Raw genomic sequence first — 23,455 nt, forward strand, 5'->3', positions numbered from 1 at the left:
GATAGAAAATGTTGAGCATACGGCTGTTTCTGACGGTGATGATCCTTGGGCTATTCCCCCTGCCTGCCCTCGCGCAAGACAGCTTTACGCCTGCGGTGATCGTGAATGACCGGGTCATCAGCAACTATGACGTGGCGCAGCGCGCGGGCATTCTTGAATTGCTGGGAGAGCGGCAAAACAGCCTTGAGACGGCGCAGGACCAGTTGATCGAAGAGGCGCTCATGCTCTGGGAGGCGGACCGTCAGGGCATCGCCGCGAATGAGCAACTGATCGAAGAGGGCCTCGCGTCCTTCGCCGCGCAGCGCGGGGCAAGCCCCGAGGAATTGATCGGCGCGATCCGCAACGCCAATCTCGACCCGCGCAGCCTGTTGCGCCTCGTTGAAGCGCAGCTTTTGTGGCAGGAATCCATGCGCCGCCGGTTCAGTGGGCGCGCGCGCCCCTCGGATGGGGAGGTGGATGACGCCATTATCCTTGCCGCGACCGAACCCGCACGCGAAGTCCGCCTTGCCGAACTGGCGTTCCCGATCTTTGAACGGGGGGAGGAAGAAAGCGTGGCCCTGATCCGCCGCCTTTACACCGAACTCAGCCAAGGGGGCGATTTCGCCGCAGCCGCGCGCGAATATTCCCGCACGCCAACCGCCGCTCAGGGCGGTGATCTTGGCTGGCAGCGGCCCGAAAACCTGCCCCCCCGGATGCAGCAGCAAATCTCCATTCTGGATGTCGGCGAAGTGTCCCAGCCGATCCCGATCACCCGGGGCGTGAGCCTTCTCAAGCTGATTGGCGACCGCGAAGTCCCCAGCCGTGACGCCGCCCGCGTGTCGCTGCGCTACGCGATTGCGTCTTTCACCGGGGACGGTGCCACCGACCGCGCCCGCGCCGCACGTGCTGCAGCCACCAGCTGTGATGCCGTGGCCGCTGGCCTGCCCGGCGCGCAGGATCAGACAATCGTTGGCCCAACCACGCTCGATCAGGTGCAAGGCGATCTTTTTAACGTGCTGTCGCAACTGACGCCCGGCATCGCCTCCCAGCCGATCCCGGTGCAGCAGGGCGGCAGCCGTCTGGTGTTGCTCTGCGAGCGGGATGTTGACGTCACCGCAGAGGAGCGCAACGCCATCGGCGACCGCCTCTTTTCGGAGCGTGTCACGGGCTATGCCGAAGGCTACATGCAGCAATTGCGGCGGGACGCGCTGATCGAGCGGCGCTGATGCTCCCGCTTGCCCTCACCCTTGGTGATCCAAGCGGCATCGGCCCGGAACTGACGCTCGCCGCGTGGCGCGCGCAGGGGCATCCTTTTGCGGTGTTTGGCTGCGCAGCCCTGCTGCGCTCCTTCGCGCCCGAAGATGTGCCGATCGCAGCCGTGGCCAATGTGGCGGAGGCCGCCGCGACCTTCCCACATGCCCTTCCGGTGATCGACATTCCCCTACCGGCCCCCGCCCTGCCCGGCACCCCCGATCTGGCGAATGCCGCTGCCACCATCGCCTGGATCGAAGCCGCCGTGACCGCCTGTCAGAACGGCGACGCCGCAGCACTTGTCACCAATCCGATCAACAAGAAGGTGTTGAAGGACGGCGCGGCCTTCGCCTTTCCCGGTCATACCGAGTTTCTGGCGCATCTGACCGGGGCCGCACGCCCGGTGATGATGCTTGCCGGGCCAGACTTACGGGTTGTCCCCGTCACGATCCATATCCCGCTCAGCGACGTGCCGCGCGCATTGACGGCAGACCTGCTGGAGGAGACCATCCGCGTCACCGCTACCGGGCTGGCGCGGGATCTGGGCCTTTCCTCCCCGCGTATCGCAGTGGCGGGGCTGAACCCCCATGCGGGGGAAGGCGGCGCGATGGGGCATGAGGATGCCATGCTGATCGCCCCCGTGCTCGACAGGCTAAGGGCGGAGGGCATGACCCTTTCCGGCCCCCTGCCCGCCGATACGATGTTTCATGCACGGGCGCGCGCGGGCTATGACGTGGCTGTCTGCATGTATCACGATCAGGCGCTGATCCCGATCAAGACGCTGAATTTCGAGGATGGGGTGAACGTGACCCTTGGCCTGCCGATCATCCGCACCTCCCCCGATCATGGCACCGCTTATGACATTGCGGGCAAGGGGATTGCCGATCCGCGCAGCCTGATGGCCGCAATCGCGATGGCGGGCGACATGGCACAGGCGCGCTGGCCATGAGCCTTGATGGTCTGCCCCCGCTGCGTGATGTGATCGCACGCCATGATTTGTCCGCGAAAAAGGCGCTGGGGCAGAATTTCCTGCTTGATCTGAACCTCACATCCAAGATCGCGCGCGCGGCGGGCGATTTGAGCACCCATGACGTGCTGGAGGTCGGCCCCGGCCCCGGTGGCCTGACCCGCGCCCTGTTGATGGAGGGCGCGCGCAAGGTCGTCGCGGTGGAGCGCGATCCGCGCTGCCTGCCTGCCTTGACCGAGGTTGCCGCCCATTACCCCGGCAGGCTTGAGGTGATCGAGGGCGACGCGCTCAAAACCGACCTTGGCCCGCATCTGATCAGCCCGGTCCGCATCGTGGCGAACCTGCCCTATAATGTCGGGACGGAACTGCTTGTCCGCTGGATCGAAGGACCACCCTTCTGGGACACGCTGACACTGATGTTCCAAAAGGAGGTCGCTGACCGCATTATCGCGCAGCCCGGCACCAGCGCCTATGGGCGGCTCGCGATCCTTGCGCAATGGACATGTGAGGCGCGCCGGGTGTTTGACCTGCCGCCTTCGGCCTTCACTCCACCGCCGAAAGTGACGTCGAGCGTGGTGCATCTGGCCCGCCTGCCTGAGCCGCGCTTTCCGGCCAATCCCCGCACGCTGAGCCAGATCACGGCGGCAGGCTTCAACCAGCGCCGCAAAATGCTGCGCTCAAGCCTCAAAAGCCTGCATCCCGATATGGAAGAGTTGCTGCAAAGCGTCGGCATCGCCCCCACAGAGCGGGCGGAGCGTGTGTCGCTGGAAGCGTTCTGCGCCCTCGCGCGCGCATTGGACGCGGCGCGCAAGGGCTGATCAGAGTTATTCGGCGGCGGGTTGCGCGGCGGGCTGCTCATCCGCACCCTCTGCTTCAACCTTTTTCGGGCCATTGCGGCGGGAGCGTTGACGGGGCCGTTTGGGCTGCTGCTGCTCTTCTGGTGTGTCCACCAGATCGGACGCGGCCTCTGTCCGGGCTTCCTCCGCGGGTGCTGCGGTTTCGTCCTCGCCCCGCTTGGCGGCCTCAGCGGCGCGCGCCTCTGCCTCCCGCTCCTGCTGTTCGCGGCGCGCGGCATTCTGCGCCTCTAGCTGGGCGTTCGCCTCCGCCAGCATCCGCACATAATGCTCTGCGTGCTGGAGAAAGTTTTCGGCGGCCACACGGTCGCTCGAAAGCTGCGCATCGCGGGCAAGCGATTGGTATTTCTCGATAACCTGCTGCGGCGTCCCCCGCACCTTCCCTTCCGGGCCGGCGCTGTCAAACACACGGTTAACAACATTCCCCACGGTCTTGTTGCGGTTGTTGTTGTTCTTATTGCGGTTACGGTTTTTGTTGGGTGATCTCATGTCGTGTCAGTGTCTTCGCGCACGAGGTTGCCACGGGGCAAACGCTGCGAACCTGTTATGTTGCATGAATGGCAGAAGCTCTGCCGGAGTATCGCCTATTTTTTGCTGCGATTTACCTGAGGGACCGATCAGTAGGTCGCCAAAGATAGGTTAACTTACCGCGCCAATCGTTAAGGGTACAATAGCAAAAACCGAAACATCCTAGGATTTAGGCGGGATTCCGATGCTCTACGGCAACAATTCGGGGCTGTCCTCCCAAATCGTAGTGAAGTGAAACCTCCCCGAAGCCCGCCTCCCGCAGAATCGCCATAACATCAGCCCCTTGCGTATAGCCAATCTCAAACAGAGCCCGGCCCCCCGGCGCCAGAAATCGCGCCAGATCAGCAGCGATCGCGCGATAGGCGGCAAGCCCGTCGCCCCCCGGTGTCAGCGCCAGATGCGGCTCCCAATCGCGCACATCGCGGGTCAAATCGGCCATCTCATGCGCGGCAATGTAAGGTGGGTTCGTCAGGATGAGGTCATATTGCCCGGTCACTGGCGCAAACCATGATCCTTCCGCGATCTCAAGCCGCCCAGCGACGTCATGCGCTGCCGCGTTCTCCCGCGCCACGGCACATGCGGGGGCAGAGATATCCGTGGCCACCCCAGTGGCCTGCGGCCATTCCGCAAGCAACGTGACCGCAATGGCCCCGCTGCCGGTGCCAAGGTCCAAAATCCGCGTCGCCGGACGGGTGAGCGCCAGTGCGATGAGGTCCTCTGTCTCTGGGCGCGGGTCCAGCACATCCGGGGTCACGCGAAACCGCCGTCCATAGAATTCACGCCAGCCGAGGATATGCGACACCGGGCGATGCTCTGCCCGCGCGGCGATCATCGCGTCATACCGGGCCTGCTCAGGCGTGGTCATCGGGGCCTCTGGCCGGGCGCGCAATTCCATCGGCCCGCCGAACACCTCCCCCAGCAACACCGCGGCATCACGCTGCGGATCGGCTATCCCTGCTGCCCGCAAAAGCCCTGCGGCTTGCGCCAGCGCCTCTGCCCGCGTCATGCGCCCATCTGCGCGAGCTTATCGGCCTGATCAGCGGCGGCGAGCGCTTCGACAATCTCCGTCAGGTCGCCATTCATCACCTGATCGAGCTTATAGAGCGTCAGGTTGATCCGATGATCGGTCAGCCGCCCTTGCGGAAAATTATAGGTGCGGATGCGTTCGGACCTGTCGCCTGAGCCGACCTGCCCCTTGCGTGCCTCGGACCGGGCCGCGTCGCTTTCCTGTCGCTTCATGTCATACAGCCGGGTGCGCAGCACGTTCATCGCTTTTTCGCGGTTCACATGCTGGGATTTCTCGGCACTGGTGACGACGATCCCGGTCGGCAAATGGGTGATCCGCACGGCGGAATCGGTGGTGTTGACATGCTGCCCCCCGGCCCCCGAGGCACGCATCGTGTCGATCCGAATATCCTCGTTGCGAATCTCCACATCGACGGCATCCGCCTCTGGCAACACGGCGACGGTGGCCGCAGATGTGTGGATGCGCCCGCCGGATTCGGTCACGGGCACACGCTGGACCCGGTGCACACCGCTTTCAAACTTGAGCGCGCGAAACACGCCCTCTCCCTTGATCGACAGCACCAATTCGCGCACGCCGCCCAGCTCTGTCAGCGCCTCCGACACGATTTCGGTTTTCCAGCCGCGCGTTTCAGCGAAGCGCAGATACATCCGGTGCAGATCGCCCGCGAACAGTGCGGCCTCATCGCCGCCGGTGCCTGCCCTGATCTCAAGGATCGCGGGGCGGTCATCGGCCTCGTCCCGCGGAAGCAGCGCCAATTGCATGGCCCGTTCCGCGTCTGGCCGTTGCGCGCGCAACGTGCGCAATTCTTCTTCGGCCAGATCACGCATTTCCGGGTCAGACAGCATGGCCTCCGCCCCCTCGATATCGCTGGTGAGCTGTTTCCACGCCTCTGCCTGCTCGGCCACGGGGCGCAAATTGGCGTATTCACGGCTGAGAGCCACCATCTCTTCGGCGCTGATCCCATCGGCCATCTTCGCCTCAAGATATGCGAACCGGGCGAGGATTTCTTCGATTTTATCGTTTGGGATCATTGGGCTATCGGGATCCGTTGATCCATGTCACTGCACCTCAAACGAGGAGAGCGTGCCGAGCCAGCGCCGCATCCGATCCCCGTTCACCCCCATATCGCCATGACCGAAACGGGAGCGGGAAAACAGTGCAATCGTCGAATTCCCGTCCTCCAACTCAAAAATCATGACGCTGACATAATCGGGATACCGCATCAGATCGGAGCGCTGCACATAGGTCATCCAGCCGCTTTCGGGCGTGCCTGCGATCCGCTCTGTCCGGGGCTGGCGCAGCGCAAATTCGTCCAGCGCCAGCGCGATGATCGCGGGATTGGCGGCGTAGATCGGTGCCTCCATATCCACCCGTTCAGCACTTTGCGGCTGACCGCCCAGCACGGGGACCACGCGAAAACTGTTGGGCGTCGCGGGGGTCGGTGCTTCCAACGGGTTGACGTGCCACACGGTCGCGTCATCCGTCGCCGTGCGCACCATCACCACACCGCCAATCACGGCGGCTACGATCAGAAACGCGATGAGCATAAACAACACGCGCATGGCCTATTCAGCAGCCTGCGCGGCAAGGTCCGCGTCAATCTGGGCAGCACGCTTTTCCACAAGCTCGACGATATGGTCGATCATGCCCTCATTCCCCTGTTTATGGTCCTGCTTGCCCGCAAGATACACCATCCCCGCCCCGTTGCCGCCGCCGGTAAAGCCCACATCGGTCATCAGCGCCTCACCGGGGCCATTGACCACGCAGCCGATGATGGAAAGGCTCATCGGCGTCTTGATATGCTCAAGCCGCTTTTCCAGTTCCGCCACGGTCGCGATCACGTCAAACCCTTGCCGCGCGCAGGAGGGGCAGGAAATGATGTTCACACCCCGATGCCGCAGGCCAAGGGATTTGAGCATCTCAAAGCCCGCCTTGATCTCCTCCGTTGGATCAGCAGACAGGCTCACCCGGATCGTATCCCCGATCCCGGCCCAAAGCAGATTGCCAAGCCCAATCGCACTCTTGACCGTGCCGGAGAAATGGCCCCCCGCCTCCGTGATGCCAAGGTGCAAGGGCGCGTCCGTCGCGTCGGCCAGCGCATGATAGGCTGCCGCCGACAGGAACACGTCGGACGCTTTCACCGACACTTTGAATTCGTGGAAATCATGGTCCTCAAGGATGCGAATGTGATCAAGCGCGCTTTCGACCATCGCTTCGGGGCATGGCTCCCCGTATTTTTCCAAGAGATGCTTTTCCAGACTGCCGGCATTCACGCCGATCCGCATGGAGCAGTCATTGTCCCGCGCGGCCTGAATGACCTCCCGCACGCGCTCGGGGCTGCCGATATTGCCCGGATTGATCCGCAGGCAGGCAGCCCCCGCCTCTGCCGCCTCAATCCCGCGTTTGTAGTGGAAATGGATGTCGGCCACGATGGGCACAGGGCTTTCCTTGACGATCTCTTTCAGCGCCTTGGCGGAGGCTTCATCTGGGACGGAGACGCGTACGATATCCGCGCCGACATCGGCACAGGCCTGCACCTGCGCAATCGTGCCCTTCACATCCGTGGTGAGCGTGTTGGTCATGGTCTGCACGCTAATCGGCGCGTCCCCACCCACCAGCACATTGCCCACCCGGATCTGGCGGGACACGCGGCGGTCGATATTTTTCCAGGGGCGGATGTGGTTATGCATGGGGGGCCCGTTCTGCTCAGCGTCACTTGGCGATGAAGATAGGGGAGCACGGGCGGATTGTCACCCAAACCGGACAGATTTTCCGAAAGGTTATTCCTGCGCGACCTGCGCCGTCACGGGCTGATCAAGTGCGGGGATCAGCGCGGCCTCGGTCTCGTCCCAATTGAGGCGGATATCGTCAGCGACGAGCGACACATCCTTCGCGACCCGCGTCCCGGTGCCCAACGGCCCGAACAGGTTGTCGCCCACCCGCAGATAGACCGACCCGGAGTTCCCGGCGCGCAATTGCGGGCCATCCATCCCATCCGGCAGGGTATAGACCTCTCCCGGCTCCAGAATTTTCTCGAAAACGGAGGTGCCATCGGCCAGCGTGACCCGGATCCATGCGCGGTCGGTTGCGACAACGGACACGGCAGGCGGGCCTTCGGGCACGGGGGCGATGACCGGTTCCGCCTCTGCGGCGGCAACGGTTTCATCGACGCGATTGGTTTCCTCAGGCGCCGGGGCCATCCGGGTTGCGCGCACAAAGGTGCCAACAGAATCCGGGTCAATCGTGCCAATCGGCCCATCGCGCGGCGCGATCAGGGGCATCGGTTCTGCCGGGCGCGGCGCATAAAGAGCCTCAAGCGCGCTCGCCCGCTCGGTAAAGGGCATTTCCTCTTCGGCTGCGGTCAATGCACCGGAGGAGGCAAACCCCTCCGCGCTCAAATCATCCACATTTGGGGTTTGTGCGACGGGTGCTATCTCCACCCGCTGCAATTCCTGCAACACCGCATAGCCGCCATAGCCAATGCCGCCGATCACCGCCAATAGGAGCGCGAGCGAGCCAAGCCCCGACAGCGACGCACCAAGGTTCAAGCTCGGACCAGAGGCAACCACCGGGCGCGCGCGCCCTAGCGGATCATTCGCCAGATCCTGCGCCGGACGCAAAACGCTGGTGCCCCGCGCGGGCTTGCTCTTCATATCGGCATTAATGCCTTTAAAGCCGCTTTCCGCGCAGAACCGCGCGAACACTTCTTCGGCATCCAGCCCAAGATAGCGCGCATAGGAGCGGACATAGCCCGCCACAAACCCATGATTGGGAAACACAGTCAGATCGGCATTCTCAATGGCGGCGATATAGGCGGCCTTGATCCGCAATTCGCGCTGCACATCCAGCAGGGATTTGCCCATCGTCGCCCGTTCACCCCGCAGGTGATCACCCAACGAGATGCTAAAGGAATCAAACCCTGAAAGGGATGTGGGCCTCACATGTTCCACTAAATTTGCCCCGATATGTACCTGCCTGCGTGGCACTTTCGCGTGCCTTGCCAACAGTCAAACCCCAAACCGCTGTCAAATCAACATTAACACAGCAAATGTGGCAAAGAAATGAGCGGTTTATGGTTCTTACGTTAAGTTTCGTGGCAAAGTCGCGGCGAAAAACTGCCGAAACCGACCGATCCAAGGCGGCAGCCTTCGCGTAACACTCTCAGACGGGGCCACGTAGGGCGCCACGAGAATCAGTTTGGAGCGTCTTTTGAGCGTGTTTGACATCTTTACCACCGCATTTCTCATTGGGATGATTGGCTTTTGGCTGCTTTGGCCTGTCAGCATCCTGCGCCGTGACACGTCCATCGTGGATTTCTGGTGGGGGCCGGGCTTTGTCGCCGTGATCGGCGCATCCTGGTGGATGGCAGGGGCGAGCCTGACGGGCGCGGGGCCATTGATTGTGGGGCTTGTGGCGATCTGGGGGCTGCGGTTGGGCGTCGTGTTGGGGGCACGACGCCTGCGCGAGGGGGAAGAAGACCCGCGCTATCAGGACATTCGCGCGGCGCGCGAACCGGGCTTTTGGTGGAAGAGCCTCTTTATCATTTTCACGCTGCAGGGCGTCATTCAGTTCATCCTTGCCTCTGGCGCGGTGGCAGCCGTTGTCATGGGGCGTGATGCGCTTGGTCCCTTGGCGGCATTCGGTGCCATTGCGGCTGTGCTTGGCGCGGTGATCGAGGCGCGCTCGGACTACCAGCTTGATCTGTTCAAGCGCAGCCATCCGCATGGAAAGCTGTTGACCACTGGTCTGCGCAGCCATGTCCGCTACCCTAGCTACGCTGCAGAGATCCTGTTCTGGGCGGGGATTGCCGCCATTGCGGTCGATGCTGGCATCTGGTGGGCGCCGGTTTGCACGCTCCTTCTGATCGCGTTGTTGATGTGGATTTCGGGCGTGTCCGTGCTTGATCAGCGGTTGACGGATACGCGCCCGGACTATGCGGCCTACAAGGCGCGCGTGCCAGCGCTCCTCCCCCGCCTGTCGAGCCTCACAGGCAGGGTCGGCACGGCCAAACCGCGTCAGTAGATATAGCGGATCTGCTCTGCCCAAAATCGCTCCAGCCGCTTCATATCGGCATTGATCCCGGCAAGCCCGTTGCCACCAATCATCCCACGCTCGGCAATGGCGATGGCGTGCCGCTCGAAAAGGGCGTTGACGAGCGCCTGAATATCTTGTCCCCGCTCCGTCAGTTTCACGCGCACGGCCCGGCGATCCACGTCACAGCGCTGGTGGTGCATATACCCTGCCTCTACCAGCTTTTTCAGGTTATAGGAGACGTTCGAGCCCTGATAATATCCACGGGTTTTCAATTCCCCCGCGGTCAGCACGCTGTCGCCCACATTGAACAAAAGCAGCGCCTGCACGGCGTTGATGTCCAGAATGCCAAGGCGCTCGAATTCGTCCTTGATGACATCCAGAAGCAGCCGGTGCAGCCGCTCCAGCATGGACATGGTTTCCACATAATCGGTGAAGGGGTCGCCACCCGTCTGGGGCGGTGGCACAATCGCGGTGTTCTGGTTCATTTGCGGCCTCGGCTCTCATGATTTTGAGCCACAATCGCCGCAAATTCCGAATAAACCGTTAAGCTTGGGAAAGTCCCGGATCAGCCCGCACCGATTGGACATGCCGGATGATCATCGCGTGATCGTCGGGCAATGCCTGTTGCCCGCTGAACCAGACATAAAGGTCCTGATCATTCTCGCTCAGCATCGCTTCAAACGCGTCGAGCATCACGTCATCCAGATCGGCCATGCCCTGATCGGCAAATCCGCCAAGGATCAGGTCCATCTCTTTCATGCCGCGTCGCCAGCAGCGAATGCGCAGGCGTTTGAGGCGAATCTCGCGTGTCTCAGCCATGTCACTCCTCGGATTGGCTGACCCGTGCGGCACCACGCACACCCGAACTGTCGCCAAACTTCGCTGGAAGGATGCGTACACTGGATTGGGTGGAATAGACATGGGGGCGCATTGTCTCAGCCAGTTCCGCCGCCAATCCGGGCAGGTTTGACACCCCACCCCCCAGCACGATCACATCAGGGTCCACCACATTCACCACCGTGGCCAGTGAGCGCGCGAGCCGTTCGCGGTGGCGGCGCAGGGCGTTTTCGGCCTGTGGCTCATTGCGCATCGCGCGCTCCACGATGTCGGGCACACGCGGTCCTTGCCCTTCGGTCAGGCCGCAATCACGGGCATAATCGGCCTCCAAAGCCGGGCCTGCGACCCATTGTTCGATACAGCCATACCGCCCGCAAAAACAGCGCGGGCCGGGGAATTCCGTTGCCGGGTCCGCGATGGGAAGAGGCGAATGCCCCCATTCGCCCGCCATTCCGCTATTGCCGTTGACGATCCGCCCATTCACGACCAGCGCGCCCCCCACGCCGGTGCCAAGGATCGCCCCAAACACAACCGGCGCGCCGGCCCCTGCCCCGTCAATCGCTTCGGACAGCACAAAGCAGTTGGCGTCATTCACGACCGTGACCTTGCGGTCCAGCACCGCCGACAAATCCGCGCCAAGCGGTTTGCCGATCAGCCATGTGGAGTTGCCGTTAAACACGCGCCCATCCGGGCCGACCGCGCCGGGGATGCCAACGCCGATCGGGCCGGGGGCAACGCCTGCCTCCTCTTCGACCGCGCGCACCAGCCCCGCAATCGCGGCGACAGAGCCGTCATAATCATGGCGCGGCGTCGGCACGCGTTTGCGCGCCAGCTCCTCACCGGCCTCACTCAGGACGATGGCCTCAATCTTTGTGCCGCCATAGTCAACACCAACTGGCATCTTGTATCCCTCTCCCGCGCTTGATGGTTCAAAGCGCTTTGGTTTGGGTCACGCATACCGCGCGCCCCGCCACCATGGCAAGGGTGTGGATCAGCCCAGTTGCAGGCGCAACCGTTTTTCGAGCCGGGCGAGCCGCTCGGTCAGGCGCTGCTGGTCGGTGCGGATGGTGCGCAATTCGCTCAACACCTCGCTGATATCGGCCATCTCGTCGGATTCGATCACCGTGACGCCCTCACCCTGCCCGCTCATCAGCCAGATGATGGAGACGTTGAGCAGGCCCGACAGCATTTGCAGCTTGTTCGCGCGCGGCTCCGCCCGGTCCTCCTCCCACGATTCGATGGTCGACGTCTTGATCCCCATCCGCCGGGCAAGCTGGGCTTGGCTCAGCCCCGCCGCTTCCCGCGCGGCGGCAACCCGATCCCCGAATGTGGCAATATCTTCTCCGAAATAGGCATCTGCGTGCATGGCGCATTCCTCTCTTTTTCGTGACTTTAGGCTAGCTAACACGCCAATCACGAGAGTCACACCGTGGAAAACGACACATGATAGTTTGGGAGCGCATGATGGAATGTGAAATCCCGTATTGCCGGTGCGAAGTCGTTGGCTTTGATCGCAGCGAAAGGGTGCGATTGGGTCGGCGTTCAGCCCAGAATGTACCTCTGTGTGATGAGGGCATCGCTGGACCAGGGGATGGCAATCTGACCGATACTCTAATGCAATTTATGGCGGCCAAGACATCTTCCGCTGGTGCGGCGCGCCCGGCTCGACCAAATCGCCAGCCCGTGGGGCCGGTCTGGCGATGCCCGGCGCCTGCGGCTTGGGTCCGGGCGGGGTCCGACATCGAAGGCTTGCTTCTTCCGCATACCCGGGTTTAGGCCCTGCATGAGACGCTCTGCCAGCAGCGAAGGTCCGCTTTGAGCCCATAGCCACCTATGACGCAGTCTACATGAATGTTTGCTCGCGTCCCTAATTGCGTGGATCGCTGAGTTGCCGGAACTGATGCTTCCGCGCACATTCTGCGATGAGACTTGCCCTTTGACCGTTTCGGAATGCGAAATCTCCGCTACTAGATCGTCCATCTTCTGTCGGCGCTTTCGACCCCTCTGGTCAATCCTACTTAAGCGCTGATATCTGATCACTTGTCTCGGCCGGTTGAGTGGTTTGACGACGACCTGCACCGGTCGATGGAAATGGATCTCTGGTATGGCTGTGCTGTGTCCTGTGAACACATGAGGAGAACAGATTTGTCAAATTCGCAAATAATAACGATTATACTTGTTTGTTACTTCCTAATATTTTTTGCGGGATTTTTTTCCAAACGTTTCCGTAATTCTTATTTTGACTGGATGACGTTTCGAGATTTATTAGGGATAAAATTCTGGGCGACTAACTGGTGGTTTCTTTTGATCTCCATTGGGGTTTTTGTTGTTGTAGGGCTGTTAAGTCTAAATGGGGATAACTGATGTCACACGACGATCTGCAGGGAACGCCTACGTCTTTGATATGGTTCGTTTAGGTCAGACAGTTGCCGTCTGCGCAGCCGCGGCGAACGGCATAAATGTCCCGCTTAGCTGCCACAACACCCCACAAGCAACTATCGCATCGCCTCCCCTCCACACCGCTTGATCGTGCGCGCGCCCCGGCCTAAACACACGCGACCCTATATCAAACGGAGACGATCCATGGCCTTTCTCGCCGACAGCCTTTCCCGCGTGAAACCCTCCCCCACCATCGCGGCGACCACGAAGGCCGCTGAGTTGAAGGCCGAGGGCCGCGATATCATCGGCCTTGGCGCGGGGGAGCCGGATTTCGACACGCCTGATCACATCAAGGAAGCGGCAAAGGCGGCGATGGACGCGGGCAAAACCAAATACACGCCCGCCGACGGCATCCCCGAGTTGAAAAAGGCGATCTGCGCCAAGATGAAGCGCGACAATGATCTGGACTACAAACCCAATCAGGTCAGCGTCGGCACGGGCGGCAAGCAGATCCTCTATAATGCCCTTGTGGCCACCCTGAACCCCGGCGACGAGGTGCTGATCCCCGCGCCCTATTGGGTGTCCTATCCCGATATGGTCCTGCTCGCGGGCGGTGAGCCACGGTTTATCGAGGCCCCGCTTGAGACGGGCTTCAAGATCACGGCAGAGCAGCTTGACGCCGCGATCACGCCCAAAACCAAGTGGTTCATCTTCAACAGCCCCTCCAATCCGACCGGCGCGGGCTACACACGCGATGAGTTGAAGGCTCTGACGGATGTGCTGATGAAGCATCCGCATGTCTGGGTCATGACCGATGATATGTATGAGCATATCGTCTATGCGCCGTTTGAGTTTGTGACCCCCGCGCAGGTCGAGCCGGGCCTTTATGACCGGACGCTCACCTGCAATGGCGTGTCCAAAGCCTATGCGATGACCGGCTGGCGGATCGGCTATGCCGCGGGGCCGGTGGAGTTGATCAACGCGATGCGCAAGGTGCAGAGCCAATCCACCTCCAACCCCTCCTCAATCAGCCAATGGGCCGCCCTTGCCGCACTCGAAGGCCCGCAGGACTATATCGACACCAGCCGCGTCGCGTTCCAACGCCGCCGCGATCTGGTGGTGTCGATGCTCAATGACGCGCAGGGCATCACCTGCCCCACGCCTGAGGGCGCGTTCTATGTCTATCCCAACATCGCGGGCTGCATCGGCAAGACCGCCCCGTCGGGGAAGCTGATCAAGACGGACGAGGATTTCACGCTGGAGCTTTTGGAGGCCGAGGGCGTGTCGGCGGTGTTCGGCGCGGCCTTTGGCCTGTCCCCGAATTTCCGCGTGTCCTACGCCACATCGGATGAAAACCTGAAAGAGGCGTGTACCCGCATCCAGCGCTTCTGCGCCAAACTGGTGTGACACTCGGGATGGATGATCTCTACTTTCGCACGCGCGAAAATGGCGCGATGGTGTTCCGCATCGACACGGAAAACCGTCAGCGTCGGCTAGAGATGATCCAGATCGCCGTGATCAACATCCGCTCGGGCGAGGTGAAGCCGCATAATGACGCGATCATCACCGCAGCCGAACGGACGGAGATCGAGAAATGGCTCATCGCGCGCCGCAAACAGTTGAACGCGCGCGATGTCGAGGATGTGGAGCGGCTCATCGACCAGATGAACTGGGCCACCCAATGGGCCCAGACCCGCGCCACCGCCGACCAGATCGAAAGCTACGGAAACCCCCTCCTCATGGCGATGCACGACCTGCGCAGCACGATCGTGCGCAAAAAGGTGCGGCAGACTGAGGAGAAGGGGTGAGGGTCCAGTTTATGACTTTAGTGCCCTAGCAATTAAGCTGGCATTTGCCGCCGTCGGTCATCGCAACCTGAACGATAATAGCCAGCCCTAAACGGATGTAAAGGTTGGTTTGACTTATTCGAGTTCATCTATTCTTTGCTCGCGGCTGCATGAAAGAGTACTGGTCCTTTAGCCTCGCCATAATTTAAGTGACCACCAATCCACATACCTTTCCCTGACACATCCACTTCAAAAGCTTCGAAAAGACTCTTAGTTAGATTGAGAAAAATCATTGCCTGATCAAACCATTCGCGAACACTTGTCTCCGACATTATTTCCGGTTTAGCATGCAAATTGTCCCCTGCTTTACTCCAAAATCTGACCGCCTGGTCAGCCGTCAGATGGTCGCCTTCACGGAGTTCAAAACGACCATCTATGCCAACTTCATCTGTCTCGACGACAGAGATGGCAATTGGAAAATAATTTGAATTTATACTAGAAAGCTTTTTTGCCATGTTTCCAGCCCGGTATTCTTTTCGAATAGCTTTGGTGATTTGCTCACCGGCCTGCTTGTTAGCAGCAACGCTAAGCAACATGATCTCCTCAACAATAAATCGAATATCAAGCTGCAGCTGCCTGCAGGAATGTAAAAGCCACGGTCCTTCTCTCATTCTCTGTGCTGACAAACTGCGATTTATTGATTCAAGATGAATTCTAATCATTATTAAGTGGAATAGCGCATCACTCTCAATTTTTTTAACTCCATTATCTGTCAATTTATTATTCCTATTTTTTATTATAATCGTAGCACTCTGTTCGTTTGTAATTTTGGGTAGAAACCATCGATTCTGCAAAGTTCGTTTTGCGAATTCAGCCCGGCATCAAGCCGCAGACGCCGGGCATCGCCAGGCCGGCCCCACGGGCTGGCGGTGCCCTCATCACACACAAAGGCAATTCGGGCTGGAAAAGCAGACAAACTGCTTTGCGAAATACGGAGCGCATATTTTGCGTCAACACCCCCCCACCGCTAATCCACCCCCACCGCATCGCCAATCCCAATAACACCCTCCCGCAGCACCTCCGCCGTCATGCCGCCATGGCCGCGCATTGCGTTGTATCCGCCCGGTCCCATCAGCCGCTCCATCCGGGTGCAGGGCGCGCAGATGCCCGTGATGCGCAACAGCGCCGTGCCGATCTCCACCTCCCGGTCGCGCAGGGCCAACAGATTGATCCCACGCACCGCGAAATTCCGTCTCAGATCCGCGAAATCCGCGTCAAAGCCCGACAGCGCCCGGATCACCGGCAGGTGCTCTGCTTGGATCAGCGTCACCGCCCGCTTTCCGGGTCGTGCGCGGTGATCGCCCTCCAACCCTGTGAGCCGCACGGCCACCTCGTTCACCGTCACAACAGGCGCCAGCCGCGCCGGGCGCAGGCCGATCCATGCCACCTGCCCCAGCTGGTGGTGCCTTTCCATGACCTCTTTCAACGAATCCATGAACTCTCCCATTGCCCTCGCTGCCCCACGGCATACCATGCCTTGTAAGACGACGGGGAATGACGTGAACGCCATCATCAAAATTCTGGGGGGAAGTGCCGTTTTGGCAGGGGTGGCCTTTGCCGCATGGAGTGCGCTGGCCCCGGCCTCCCCACCCCCATTGACCGACGCGGAACAGGCGCAGGTGGCGGAGGCCCGGTTGCGCCCTGACCTATTGCTTCAGGATCGGCTCGTGCAAATCTACACCGCCTTTCAGGCCGAGGATGAGGCGGCTATCTATGACGCGCTTGCCGCTGCCGCGCGGGGAGACGTGCTGGAGGAGTTGTATCTGCAACGGCGCGAGGCGCTCACCACCCGCGACGCCGCCGTGCAAGAGGTCCATGACGTGATGCTGCAATCCATGTCCGCCGAATGGCCCGACCCGCGCGCCGTGACCTTTGCCGCCGATTGGCAAGTGTTGGGGCGTGTGGGCCATGACACCCACACCCATGTGCGCGGCAATGCCTATACCGCTGACATCACCATGACCCTGTTCGAGGACGGGTTTCACGTCACTGCCTTTGATCTGCAAGACGTGCGCCGCGACCCGAGCGCGGGCGAATTGATCGTGTTGCCCGAATGACCGACCGCGCGATGATAGAGGTGACGGGGCTTGCCCTGAGGCGCGGCGAAAGTTTCGCGCTGGCCATCGAGCATCTGAGTATCCCGGCCGGGGAGCGGGTTGCCGTCGTGGGGCCGTCGGGTGCCGGAAAAACGACCCTTCTCAATATCTTGTCCGGTATTCTTAATCCCGATGCCGGGCACGTTCGGATCGGGGAGACTGCTGTCACGACCCTCTCTGACCGCCAAAGGCGAATGTTTCGCGCGCGAAACATCGGGTTTGTTTTTCAGGATTTCGAGTTGGTCGAGTATTTGTCCGCGCGGGAGAATATCCTTTATCCCTACCGTCTGACCGACGCGCTCAGCATCACGCGCGACGTGCGCGACCGGGCGGAGGCGCTCGCGGCTTCTGTCGGGTTGGAGGGGAAGCTGCGGCGCAAACCGGCCAACCTGTCGCAGGGCGAAAAACAGCGGGTCGCGATATGCCGCGCGCTGCTGCCCCGGCCCAAATTGATCCTTGCCGATGAAGCGACCGGGAACCTTGATCCGGCGAACAAGGATCTGATCCTTGATATCCTGTTCGAGCAGGCGCAGGCCGCTGGCGCAACCCTGCTGGCCGTGACCCATGATCACGCGCTTTTGCCGCGCTTTGACCGGGTGATCAATTTCGACGATTTCGCGGCGGTCCCGGCATGAGTGGCGCGCTGTTTCTTGCTTGGGCGCATATCTGGCACCACCGCTGGCGCAGCCTGATCCTCGTGCTGGCGATCGCATTGATCGTGGTGGTGCCGGTCACGGTCAGCCGCGTGGTGGACGCAGCGGAGGCCGATCTGAGCGCGCGGGCCGAGGCGACGCCGCTTTTGATCGGGGCGCGCGGCTCGCGGCTCGATCTGGTGATGTCCGCGCTTTATTTCGGGGAGGACCAGCCCGATCCGCTGCCCTACCAGGCGTCCGAAGATGTCTGGGACAGCGGATTGGCCATCGCGATCCCGCTTTACCAGCGGTTCTATGCCGAGGGCGCACCGATCATTGGGACCAGCCTTGATTATTTCGACCTGCGCGGGCTGCGCATCGCTGACGGGCGCGGGCTGACCGTTTTGGGCGATGCGGTGCTGGGAGCTGCGGTCGCAGCGGAGCGGGGGTTGAGCGTGGGCGATCATATCCTGTCCACGCCCGAAAACCTGTTTGATATTGCGGGCTCCTACCCGCTGCGGATGCCTGTCGTCGGCGTGCTGGCCCCAACCGGCACGCCTGATGACGCCGCGATTTTCGTCGATGTGAAAACCACATGGGTGATGGCCGGGATCGGTCATGGGCATGAGGATGTCGAAGGCGGTGCCAGCGCGGGCATCCTGCAATACGCTGAAATCACACCACAAAATATCGACAGCTTCCATTTTCACGGTGATGTGGGCAGCTATCCGATCACCGCGATCATTGCAGAACCATGGGATCAACGCTCCTCCACCATCCTCAAGGGGCGGTATCTGGACACCTCCGGCCCGGCGCAAATCGTGGACCCGGAGGAGGTGATGTCCGGCCTGATCGAGACGGTGTTCGCGATCAAGGACGTGCTTGATTGGGTGGTGCGGATCGTGGGGGGCGCTGCGGCCCTCGCGGTCGTGCTGGCGCTGCATCTGACGTTCCGCCTGCGCGCGCGGGAGATGCAAACCGCGTTCCGCCTTGGCGCGGGGCGGTTTGCGACGCTGCAACTTTTGCTGGCGGAGGCGCTGCTTTTGGGGGGGGCTGCGGTGATGCTCGCGGGGGCTGTCATCTGGATCAGCCAGCCCTATCTTTCCGGTGATGCCGTTCAACTCCTAACGAGGTAAGACCATGTTTCGCAACGCTCTTTTCGCAAGCCTTCTGTGTACCGCAACCGCGGCCCATGCCCATTACGGGATGATCATCCCGTCAGAGAACATGGTCACGGGCAACGAGGGGCGCGAGATCGCACTGACGCTCAGCTTTTCCCATCCGTTCGAGGAAGCCGGGATGGAGATGGCCCCGCCCGCCCGCTTTACCGTGACGCATGACGGCGCGACGACCGACCTGACCGGGACACTGACGCCCGCGACGGTGATGGGGGCAGATGGCTTTACCACCCGCTACACCCTGCCCCGCCCCGGCAGCCATGTGTTTGCACTAGAGCCGGTGCCCTATTGGGAGCCGGCGGAGGACGCGTTCATCCTCCATTACACCAAAACCTATGTCAGCGCCTTTGGCGATGATGAGGGCTGGGACGCGGAACTGGGCCTCAAGACAGAGATCGTGCCGCTCTCCAAGCCTTTCGCGCTTTGGGCCGGAAACGTGTTTCAAGGGATCGTAAAGCGCGACGGGGCCGCCCTGCCCTATGCCGAGGTTGAGGTGGAGCACTACAACACCGAAGGCCGCGCCGCGCCGGATGAATTGATGATCACCCAGACGATCAAGGCCGACGCGAACGGCGTGTTCACCTATGCCGCACCCTTCGCCGGATGGTGGGGTTTTGCCGCACTGACGGAGGCCGATTATACCCTGCCGATGGATGGGCAGGATAAGGGCGTCGAGCTTGGCGCTGTTATCTGGGTCCATTTCGAGGATGTGAAATGAAAGTCATTGCCATGATCGCGGCCCTGCTTGCCGCCACGCCTGCGCTGGCCCATGGGCTGAACGTGTTTGCCAGTGTGGAGGGTGAACAGATCGTCATCGAGGCGCGCTTTGCCAACGGGCGCGCAGCCCTTGGGGCAAAGGTGCAGGTGTTTGACGGCAATGACATCCTGCTGGTCACCGCAACAACATCGGGGGAGGAAACCCGCGTGCCGCTGGTGGGTCAGGATACGGGCGTGCGGATCGTGGTGGATGCGGGCGACGGGCATTCCGATTACTGGATCATGACCCCTGCCGATCTGGTAGCACAATGATCCGCGCACTTATGATCGCCCTCTTGCTGGCGGCCCCCGCCATGGCGCAGGAGCGGCTGAAAGTCTCCGCCGTGGCCTATCCGCTGGCCTGGATGGCCGAAGGGATCGGCGGCGATCTGGTTGAGGTAACCTTCCCCGTCCCCGCCGATGCGGACCCCGCGTTCTGGCGCCCCAATATCGCAGCGATTGCGGCCTTTCAGCAATCGGATGTGATCCTTCTGAATGGTGCGGGCTTTGCCGACTGGACGGCCAAGGCGAGCCTGCCCCGCCGCGCGCTCACCGATACCTCCGCCGGGATCACCGACCGGTTGATCGAGACCGAAGCGATCACCCACAGCCATGGCGATGACGACCCGCACAGCCACGCGGCGACGGCGACTTTCCTTTGGCTTGACCCGGCGATGGCGCAGGCGCAGGCCGATGCGGTGCATCACGCGCTGTCCCGCCGGATGTCAGCGGGGCAAGAGACGCTCGATGCTGGACATGCGGAGGTGACCGCGAGCCTGACCGCGCTCACCGCGCAGGCGGAGGCGATCGCGGCGTCCCATGGCGGCACACGGCTGCTTGCGTCCCATCCGCGCTACCAATACCTCGCCCGCGCCGCACGGCTGGAGGTCACGGCCGTGAGTTGGGCATCGGATGCGGTGCCGGACGCGGATCAGATCGCGGAGCTTTCAGCCCTCCAACAGCAGACCGGCGCGGCCATCATGCTCTGGGAAGAGACACCCCCCGATGCCGCAATAGAGGCCGTCGCGGCCCTTGGCCTGACGAGCGTGTTGGTCCCGACCCTCGCCAATCGGCCCGAAACGGGGGATTACGCGACGGTTCTGGCAGAGGCGCTCGCCCGCCTGTCGGCGGCACTGGCGGAGTGAGCAAACCTGCTTGACGATCCGAAGCGCAGGCCATATCCAAACAGGCAGCGGCGGGCGTAGTTCAGTGGTAGAACGTCAGCTTCCCAAGCTGAATGTCGTCGGTTCGATCCCGATCGCCCGCTCCAACTTTCCCTCATGCGATGGTGTTTGACCTGCTTACTTGATGTAGGGGCGTGGTGCGGTGATGGGTCTGGTTAACCCGCGCATTCTGTTGCGATGATTTCACCAACTTCTGCCTGCGTTTCCGCATAACTTTGCCCGTTCTCGAATTCCGGGCGGTAGAGCATTTTGAGCATGAGCTCGTCGCGATACCCGTAGCCGAAATCCCCTTCTATCTCAGACGGTTCGCCGCGCCAGAGCGGGTCGGAAAACAAGGATTGATCGCCTTGGGGATCTGCAAAAAGTCCCAATGAATTATAGGCTTCTTCGCGCATACATGACGCAATTTGCATCGGATTGTTATGATATTCGGCATTTATATATACATCGACGGCTTCCGAGACAGTGGTCCACGGCCACTTCGCCGCCATACAAGTCGAGGACGGTTGGACGATCCTCTCCAGGTTATGAACGGATTTTTCCCAACCAAATGACCGAAAGAAATCTGAAAACAACTCAATATTCTCATAATCAACCAAGAGAATTGGAAGGGTTCCTCCGGTTTGAATATTCACTTCTCCAAACCTTCGAGCAGTTACTTTTAATGGCGAAAAATCACGCGTAATAATGTAGAAGTCTCTGATACCAAGATTTAGTGCATCAATTTGCTCAAAGTTTCCCTCGACAAACAGACTTATGTCGATATCAAGCAGTCTCTTTTCAAGCGCTCTCTCTTGATAAACTGAACGCTCAATTTCCTCTGTATGATGCGCCATAAACGCAAAATCGCTGGCGAAGGTGTAGTCGTTCAAAGCGTCATATTGCGCAATGAACACGCAATCGTCCGGGGTCAACGTCGGGGTGTTCGGGGCGCCCGGCGTCGACGTCAGGCACGCAACAGCACTAAGTCCTATTAGTTTTCTCATGCCCTATCCCGCACATTCCGTCGCGATAATGGCCGCGACTTCTACCTGCGTCTCAGCGTAGCTTTGCCCGTTCTCGAATTCCGAGCGGTAGAGCATTTTGAGCATCAGCTCGTCACGATAGCCATAGCCGAAATCCCCTTCGATCTCAGACGGTTCGCCGCGCCAAAGTGGGTTGGAAAACAACGAGACGTTGCCCTGTGGATCGGCGGTTAAGCCCAGGGAGTTGTAGGCTTCCTCGCGCATGCATGACGCAATCGCTCTTGGAGTGTTGTGGTGTTCGGCGTTGACAAACATAGCACTCATCTCAAATTCTTCGTCAAAAAGTACCGTCAAAATACCGCATGTTGAGCCTGGATTCATAAGTCGCTTTATATATTGACTAAATTCGCTCAAATTATTTGAATTAAAATCATCGGCAAATATTTTTATATTGCCTTTATCCACTAAAAATATTACGAGAATGCCTTTCGATTCCGTTTCTAGATTGCCGAACTCCCGAACGGTAACTCGAATTGGTGTGTGGTCTCGGGTAATTAGGAAAAAATCCTCAATGCCGACATTTAGCGCATCTACTTGATCGATGTTACTTGCGGCCGCTAGGCTAATTTCGACATCGAGAAGTTTCTTTTTTAGGGGCTGTTGTAGATATATATTTCTCTCAAGATGATCAGTGTGATGCGCCATAAACGCAAAATCGCTGGCGAAGGTGTAGTCGTTCAAAGCATCATATTGCGCAATGAACACGCAATCATCCGGGGTCAACGTCGGGGTGTTCGGGGCGCCCGGCGTCGACGTCAGGCACGCTACAGCGCTAAGTCCTATCAGTTTTCTCATGCCCTATCCCGCGCATTCCGCCCTGATGATGCCTGCGACGTCCTCTTGCGTCTCAGCGTAGCTTTGCCCGTTCTCGAATTCCGGGCGGTAGAGCATTTTGAGCATTAGCTCGTCGCGATACCCGTAGCCGAAATCCCCTTCGATCTCCGACGGCTCGCCGCGCCAGAGCGGGTCGGAAAATATGGACGCATCTCCCTGTGGATCAGCTCTTAGGCCCATAGAATTAAAGGCCTCTTCGCGCATGCATGACGCAATCGCCTTTGGAGTATTAAAGTCCTCGGCATTGACGAACATGTCGGTAACTTCTGATGACTTGTCGAATGGCCAGATCGTCAAACCGCACGTTGAACCAGGACGCACAATTCTTTTCATATATCGCTCTGTTGAATCCCAACCCTGAGAAAGGAAGTAATTCGAAAACGAAGCAATATTTCGACCGTCAATCAAAAAGACAGCAAGGACCCCACCGTACTCCAAATTTGCATCACCAAAATCGCGAACGGTTATATTAATGGGCGTAAAACTACGTGTAATTAAATAAAAATCTCTTATGCCGATATTTAATGCGTCAACCTGTTCAAGATTGCTCCCTGGCACCAGACTTATCTCAATATCGAGAAGTCTCTTCTGCAGCGGTTGTTCTAAATATATATTGTGCTCCACATGCTCAGCATGATGCACCATAAACGCAAAATCGCTGGCGAAGGTATAGTCGTTCAACCGATCGTATCGTTCGATAAAGGAACAATCCTCAGCGGTGAGTCTTTGATCACCAGCTGTCAAAGATGTAGCCAAAAAACAGGCCGAAAGGCTCAAACCAAGTCGTTTTTTCAAATCGAAAGCCTCCTCCGACATTGTGAAACCAGAGCGCCCGGTTGTCCACCACTGGGGTGCACCCCGCATGACGGCTACCCCGAGCCGGAAAGGTGCTATGCGCCCGAGGGGTCAGACGATATGACTGTGAGGGTGGCGTCACGCCTCTCCACATTTGGCCCGAAGTCCGCTGGCGAGAAGAAGGTATTTTGCCAAAATTTTATCTGTTGAAGGGCCATTTGCCATGCAGCGCAGGCTGAGTATCCCCACCCG

At 60.1% G+C, this 23,455-nt stretch carries 27 protein-coding genes and 1 tRNA gene; 13 read left to right on the forward strand and 15 right to left on the reverse strand.

Annotation, left to right across the window (positions count from 1 at the left end):
• Positions 1-8: 8 nt before the first annotated feature.
• Genes FHS89_RS04650 through rsmA form a run of 3 tightly spaced genes read left to right on the forward strand, consistent with a single transcriptional unit; the run spans position 9 to position 3,015 of the window.
• The gene (locus FHS89_RS04650; RefSeq protein ID WP_184009005.1) at positions 9-1,205 is read left to right on the forward strand and encodes a peptidylprolyl isomerase; all 1,197 of its coding nucleotides are present in this window, start codon (positions 9-11) and stop codon (positions 1,203-1,205) included.
• Entirely contained in the window at positions 1,202-2,179 is a 978-nt protein-coding gene (gene pdxA / locus FHS89_RS04655; RefSeq protein WP_184009137.1) for a 4-hydroxythreonine-4-phosphate dehydrogenase PdxA, read from the forward strand. The genes FHS89_RS04650 and pdxA overlap by 4 nt, the downstream gene beginning before the upstream one ends.
• The gene (rsmA, locus tag FHS89_RS04660) at positions 2,176-3,015 is read left to right on the forward strand and encodes a 16S rRNA (adenine(1518)-N(6)/adenine(1519)-N(6))-dimethyltransferase RsmA (RefSeq protein WP_184009008.1); all 840 of its coding nucleotides are present in this window, start codon (positions 2,176-2,178) and stop codon (positions 3,013-3,015) included. The genes pdxA and rsmA overlap by 4 nt, the downstream gene beginning before the upstream one ends.
• 6 nt (positions 3,016-3,021) lie before the next feature.
• On the opposite strand, the gene FHS89_RS04665 is transcribed toward rsmA, so the two are convergent.
• The 6 genes from FHS89_RS04665 to FHS89_RS04690 form a co-directional block, all read right to left on the reverse strand.
• A complete protein-coding gene (locus tag FHS89_RS04665) occupies positions 3,022-3,540 on the reverse strand; it encodes a DUF4167 domain-containing protein (RefSeq protein WP_184009010.1) in 519 nt (172 codons plus the stop codon).
• 208 nt (positions 3,541-3,748) lie between these two features.
• Positions 3,749-4,585, reverse strand: a complete 837-nt coding sequence (gene prmC / locus FHS89_RS04670; RefSeq protein WP_184009011.1) for a peptide chain release factor N(5)-glutamine methyltransferase — start codon at positions 4,583-4,585, stop codon at positions 3,749-3,751.
• The gene (prfA, locus tag FHS89_RS04675; RefSeq protein WP_184009014.1) at positions 4,582-5,637 is read right to left on the reverse strand and encodes a peptide chain release factor 1; all 1,056 of its coding nucleotides are present in this window, start codon (positions 5,635-5,637) and stop codon (positions 4,582-4,584) included. Before prfA ends, prmC begins: the two co-directional genes overlap by 4 nt.
• A 27-nt stretch (positions 5,638-5,664) precedes the next feature.
• Entirely contained in the window at positions 5,665-6,168 is a 504-nt protein-coding gene (locus FHS89_RS04680) for a DUF1499 domain-containing protein (RefSeq protein WP_184009016.1), read from the reverse strand.
• Positions 6,169-6,171: 3 nt separating this feature from the next.
• Positions 6,172-7,296 carry a flavodoxin-dependent (E)-4-hydroxy-3-methylbut-2-enyl-diphosphate synthase gene (gene ispG, locus FHS89_RS04685; protein WP_184009018.1) on the reverse strand — a complete coding sequence of 375 codons (1,125 nt, stop codon included), beginning with the start codon at positions 7,294-7,296 and terminating at the stop codon, positions 6,172-6,174.
• Between the two features lie 90 nt (positions 7,297-7,386).
• Complete coding sequence (locus FHS89_RS04690; RefSeq protein ID WP_184009020.1) at positions 7,387-8,502, reverse strand: helix-turn-helix domain-containing protein; 1,116 nt, start codon at positions 8,500-8,502, stop codon at positions 7,387-7,389.
• 319 nt (positions 8,503-8,821) lie between these two features.
• On the opposite strand from FHS89_RS04690, the gene FHS89_RS04695 reads away from it, so the two are divergent.
• Positions 8,822-9,628 carry a DUF1295 domain-containing protein gene (locus FHS89_RS04695; protein WP_343051339.1) on the forward strand — a complete coding sequence of 269 codons (807 nt, stop codon included), beginning with the start codon at positions 8,822-8,824 and terminating at the stop codon, positions 9,626-9,628.
• Here the strand turns inward: FHS89_RS04695 and FHS89_RS04700 are convergent.
• From FHS89_RS04700 to FHS89_RS04715, 4 genes are all read right to left on the reverse strand, one after another.
• Positions 9,622-10,125, reverse strand: a complete 504-nt coding sequence (locus tag FHS89_RS04700) for a MarR family winged helix-turn-helix transcriptional regulator (RefSeq protein ID WP_184009023.1) — start codon at positions 10,123-10,125, stop codon at positions 9,622-9,624. The genes FHS89_RS04695 and FHS89_RS04700 overlap by 7 nt on opposite strands.
• 58 nt (positions 10,126-10,183) lie before the next feature.
• Entirely contained in the window at positions 10,184-10,459 is a 276-nt protein-coding gene (locus FHS89_RS04705) for a succinate dehydrogenase assembly factor 2 (RefSeq protein ID WP_184009025.1), read from the reverse strand.
• Between the two features lies 1 nt (position 10,460).
• Positions 10,461-11,378 (reverse strand): ROK family protein, encoded by a 918-nt coding sequence (locus FHS89_RS04710; RefSeq protein ID WP_184009027.1) that lies wholly within the window; start codon positions 11,376-11,378, stop codon positions 10,461-10,463.
• 90 nt (positions 11,379-11,468) lie between these two features.
• Positions 11,469-11,843: a helix-turn-helix domain-containing protein gene (locus FHS89_RS04715; protein WP_184009029.1), complete on the reverse strand. Its 375-nt coding sequence runs from the start codon at positions 11,841-11,843 to the stop codon at positions 11,469-11,471.
• Between the two features lie 1,217 nt (positions 11,844-13,060).
• On the opposite strand from FHS89_RS04715, the gene FHS89_RS04720 reads away from it, so the two are divergent.
• Together FHS89_RS04720 and FHS89_RS04725 are read left to right on the forward strand one after the other, a co-directional pair.
• On the forward strand, positions 13,061-14,263 hold the full coding sequence (locus FHS89_RS04720; RefSeq protein ID WP_184009031.1) for a pyridoxal phosphate-dependent aminotransferase: 1,203 nt from the start codon (positions 13,061-13,063) through the stop codon (positions 14,261-14,263).
• Between the two features lie 8 nt (positions 14,264-14,271).
• Positions 14,272-14,664 carry a hypothetical protein gene (locus tag FHS89_RS04725; protein WP_221229259.1) on the forward strand — a complete coding sequence of 131 codons (393 nt, stop codon included), beginning with the start codon at positions 14,272-14,274 and terminating at the stop codon, positions 14,662-14,664.
• Between the two features lie 128 nt (positions 14,665-14,792).
• Here FHS89_RS04725 and FHS89_RS04730 read toward each other — a convergent pair whose 3' ends face one another.
• Both FHS89_RS04730 and FHS89_RS04735 read right to left on the reverse strand, forming a co-directional pair.
• On the reverse strand, positions 14,793-15,419 hold the full coding sequence (locus FHS89_RS04730; protein WP_184009033.1) for a hypothetical protein: 627 nt from the start codon (positions 15,417-15,419) through the stop codon (positions 14,793-14,795).
• A 251-nt stretch (positions 15,420-15,670) separates the two neighbouring features.
• The gene (locus FHS89_RS04735; RefSeq protein ID WP_184009036.1) at positions 15,671-16,138 is read right to left on the reverse strand and encodes an MOSC domain-containing protein; all 468 of its coding nucleotides are present in this window, start codon (positions 16,136-16,138) and stop codon (positions 15,671-15,673) included.
• A 64-nt stretch (positions 16,139-16,202) separates the two neighbouring features.
• Between FHS89_RS04735 and FHS89_RS04740 the strand changes: the two genes are divergently transcribed.
• The 7 genes from FHS89_RS04740 to FHS89_RS04770 all read left to right on the forward strand — a co-directional run bounded on the left by FHS89_RS04740 (position 16,203) and on the right by FHS89_RS04770 (position 20,635).
• A complete protein-coding gene (locus FHS89_RS04740; RefSeq protein ID WP_184009038.1) occupies positions 16,203-16,760 on the forward strand; it encodes a hypothetical protein in 558 nt (185 codons plus the stop codon).
• Positions 16,757-17,434 carry an ABC transporter ATP-binding protein gene (locus FHS89_RS04745; protein ID WP_246413578.1) on the forward strand — a complete coding sequence of 226 codons (678 nt, stop codon included), beginning with the start codon at positions 16,757-16,759 and terminating at the stop codon, positions 17,432-17,434. The genes FHS89_RS04740 and FHS89_RS04745 overlap by 4 nt, the downstream gene beginning before the upstream one ends.
• Positions 17,431-18,567, forward strand: a complete 1,137-nt coding sequence (locus FHS89_RS04750) for an ABC transporter permease (RefSeq protein ID WP_184009040.1) — start codon at positions 17,431-17,433, stop codon at positions 18,565-18,567. Before FHS89_RS04745 ends, FHS89_RS04750 begins: the two co-directional genes overlap by 4 nt.
• A gap of 4 nt (positions 18,568-18,571) precedes the next feature.
• A complete protein-coding gene (locus tag FHS89_RS04755; protein WP_184009043.1) occupies positions 18,572-19,327 on the forward strand; it encodes a DUF4198 domain-containing protein in 756 nt (251 codons plus the stop codon).
• Positions 19,324-19,638 carry a carboxypeptidase regulatory-like domain-containing protein gene (locus FHS89_RS04760; RefSeq protein WP_184009045.1) on the forward strand — a complete coding sequence of 105 codons (315 nt, stop codon included), beginning with the start codon at positions 19,324-19,326 and terminating at the stop codon, positions 19,636-19,638. The genes FHS89_RS04755 and FHS89_RS04760 overlap by 4 nt, the downstream gene beginning before the upstream one ends.
• Entirely contained in the window at positions 19,635-20,510 is an 876-nt protein-coding gene (locus FHS89_RS04765) for a metal ABC transporter substrate-binding protein (protein ID WP_184009047.1), read from the forward strand. The genes FHS89_RS04760 and FHS89_RS04765 overlap by 4 nt, the downstream gene beginning before the upstream one ends.
• 50 nt (positions 20,511-20,560) lie before the next feature.
• Positions 20,561-20,635: transfer RNA gene (locus tag FHS89_RS04770), tRNA-Gly, on the forward strand.
• Positions 20,636-20,704: 69 nt separating this feature from the next.
• On the opposite strand, the gene FHS89_RS04775 is transcribed toward FHS89_RS04770, so the two are convergent.
• The 3 genes from FHS89_RS04775 to FHS89_RS04785 are packed head-to-tail and all read right to left on the reverse strand — an operon-like array spanning position 20,705 to position 23,203.
• Positions 20,705-21,535, reverse strand: a complete 831-nt coding sequence (locus FHS89_RS04775; protein ID WP_184009049.1) for a DUF2927 domain-containing protein — start codon at positions 21,533-21,535, stop codon at positions 20,705-20,707.
• A gap of 3 nt (positions 21,536-21,538) precedes the next feature.
• Positions 21,539-22,369: a hypothetical protein gene (locus tag FHS89_RS04780; RefSeq protein ID WP_184009052.1), complete on the reverse strand. Its 831-nt coding sequence runs from the start codon at positions 22,367-22,369 to the stop codon at positions 21,539-21,541.
• A 3-nt stretch (positions 22,370-22,372) separates the two neighbouring features.
• Entirely contained in the window at positions 22,373-23,203 is an 831-nt protein-coding gene (locus tag FHS89_RS04785; RefSeq protein ID WP_184009054.1) for a hypothetical protein, read from the reverse strand.
• Between the last annotated feature and the right edge of the window lie 252 nt (positions 23,204-23,455).

It is taken from the genome of Rubricella aquisinus (assembly GCF_014199445.1).
Taxonomy (GTDB): domain Bacteria; phylum Pseudomonadota; class Alphaproteobacteria; order Rhodobacterales; family Rhodobacteraceae; genus Rubricella; species Rubricella aquisinus.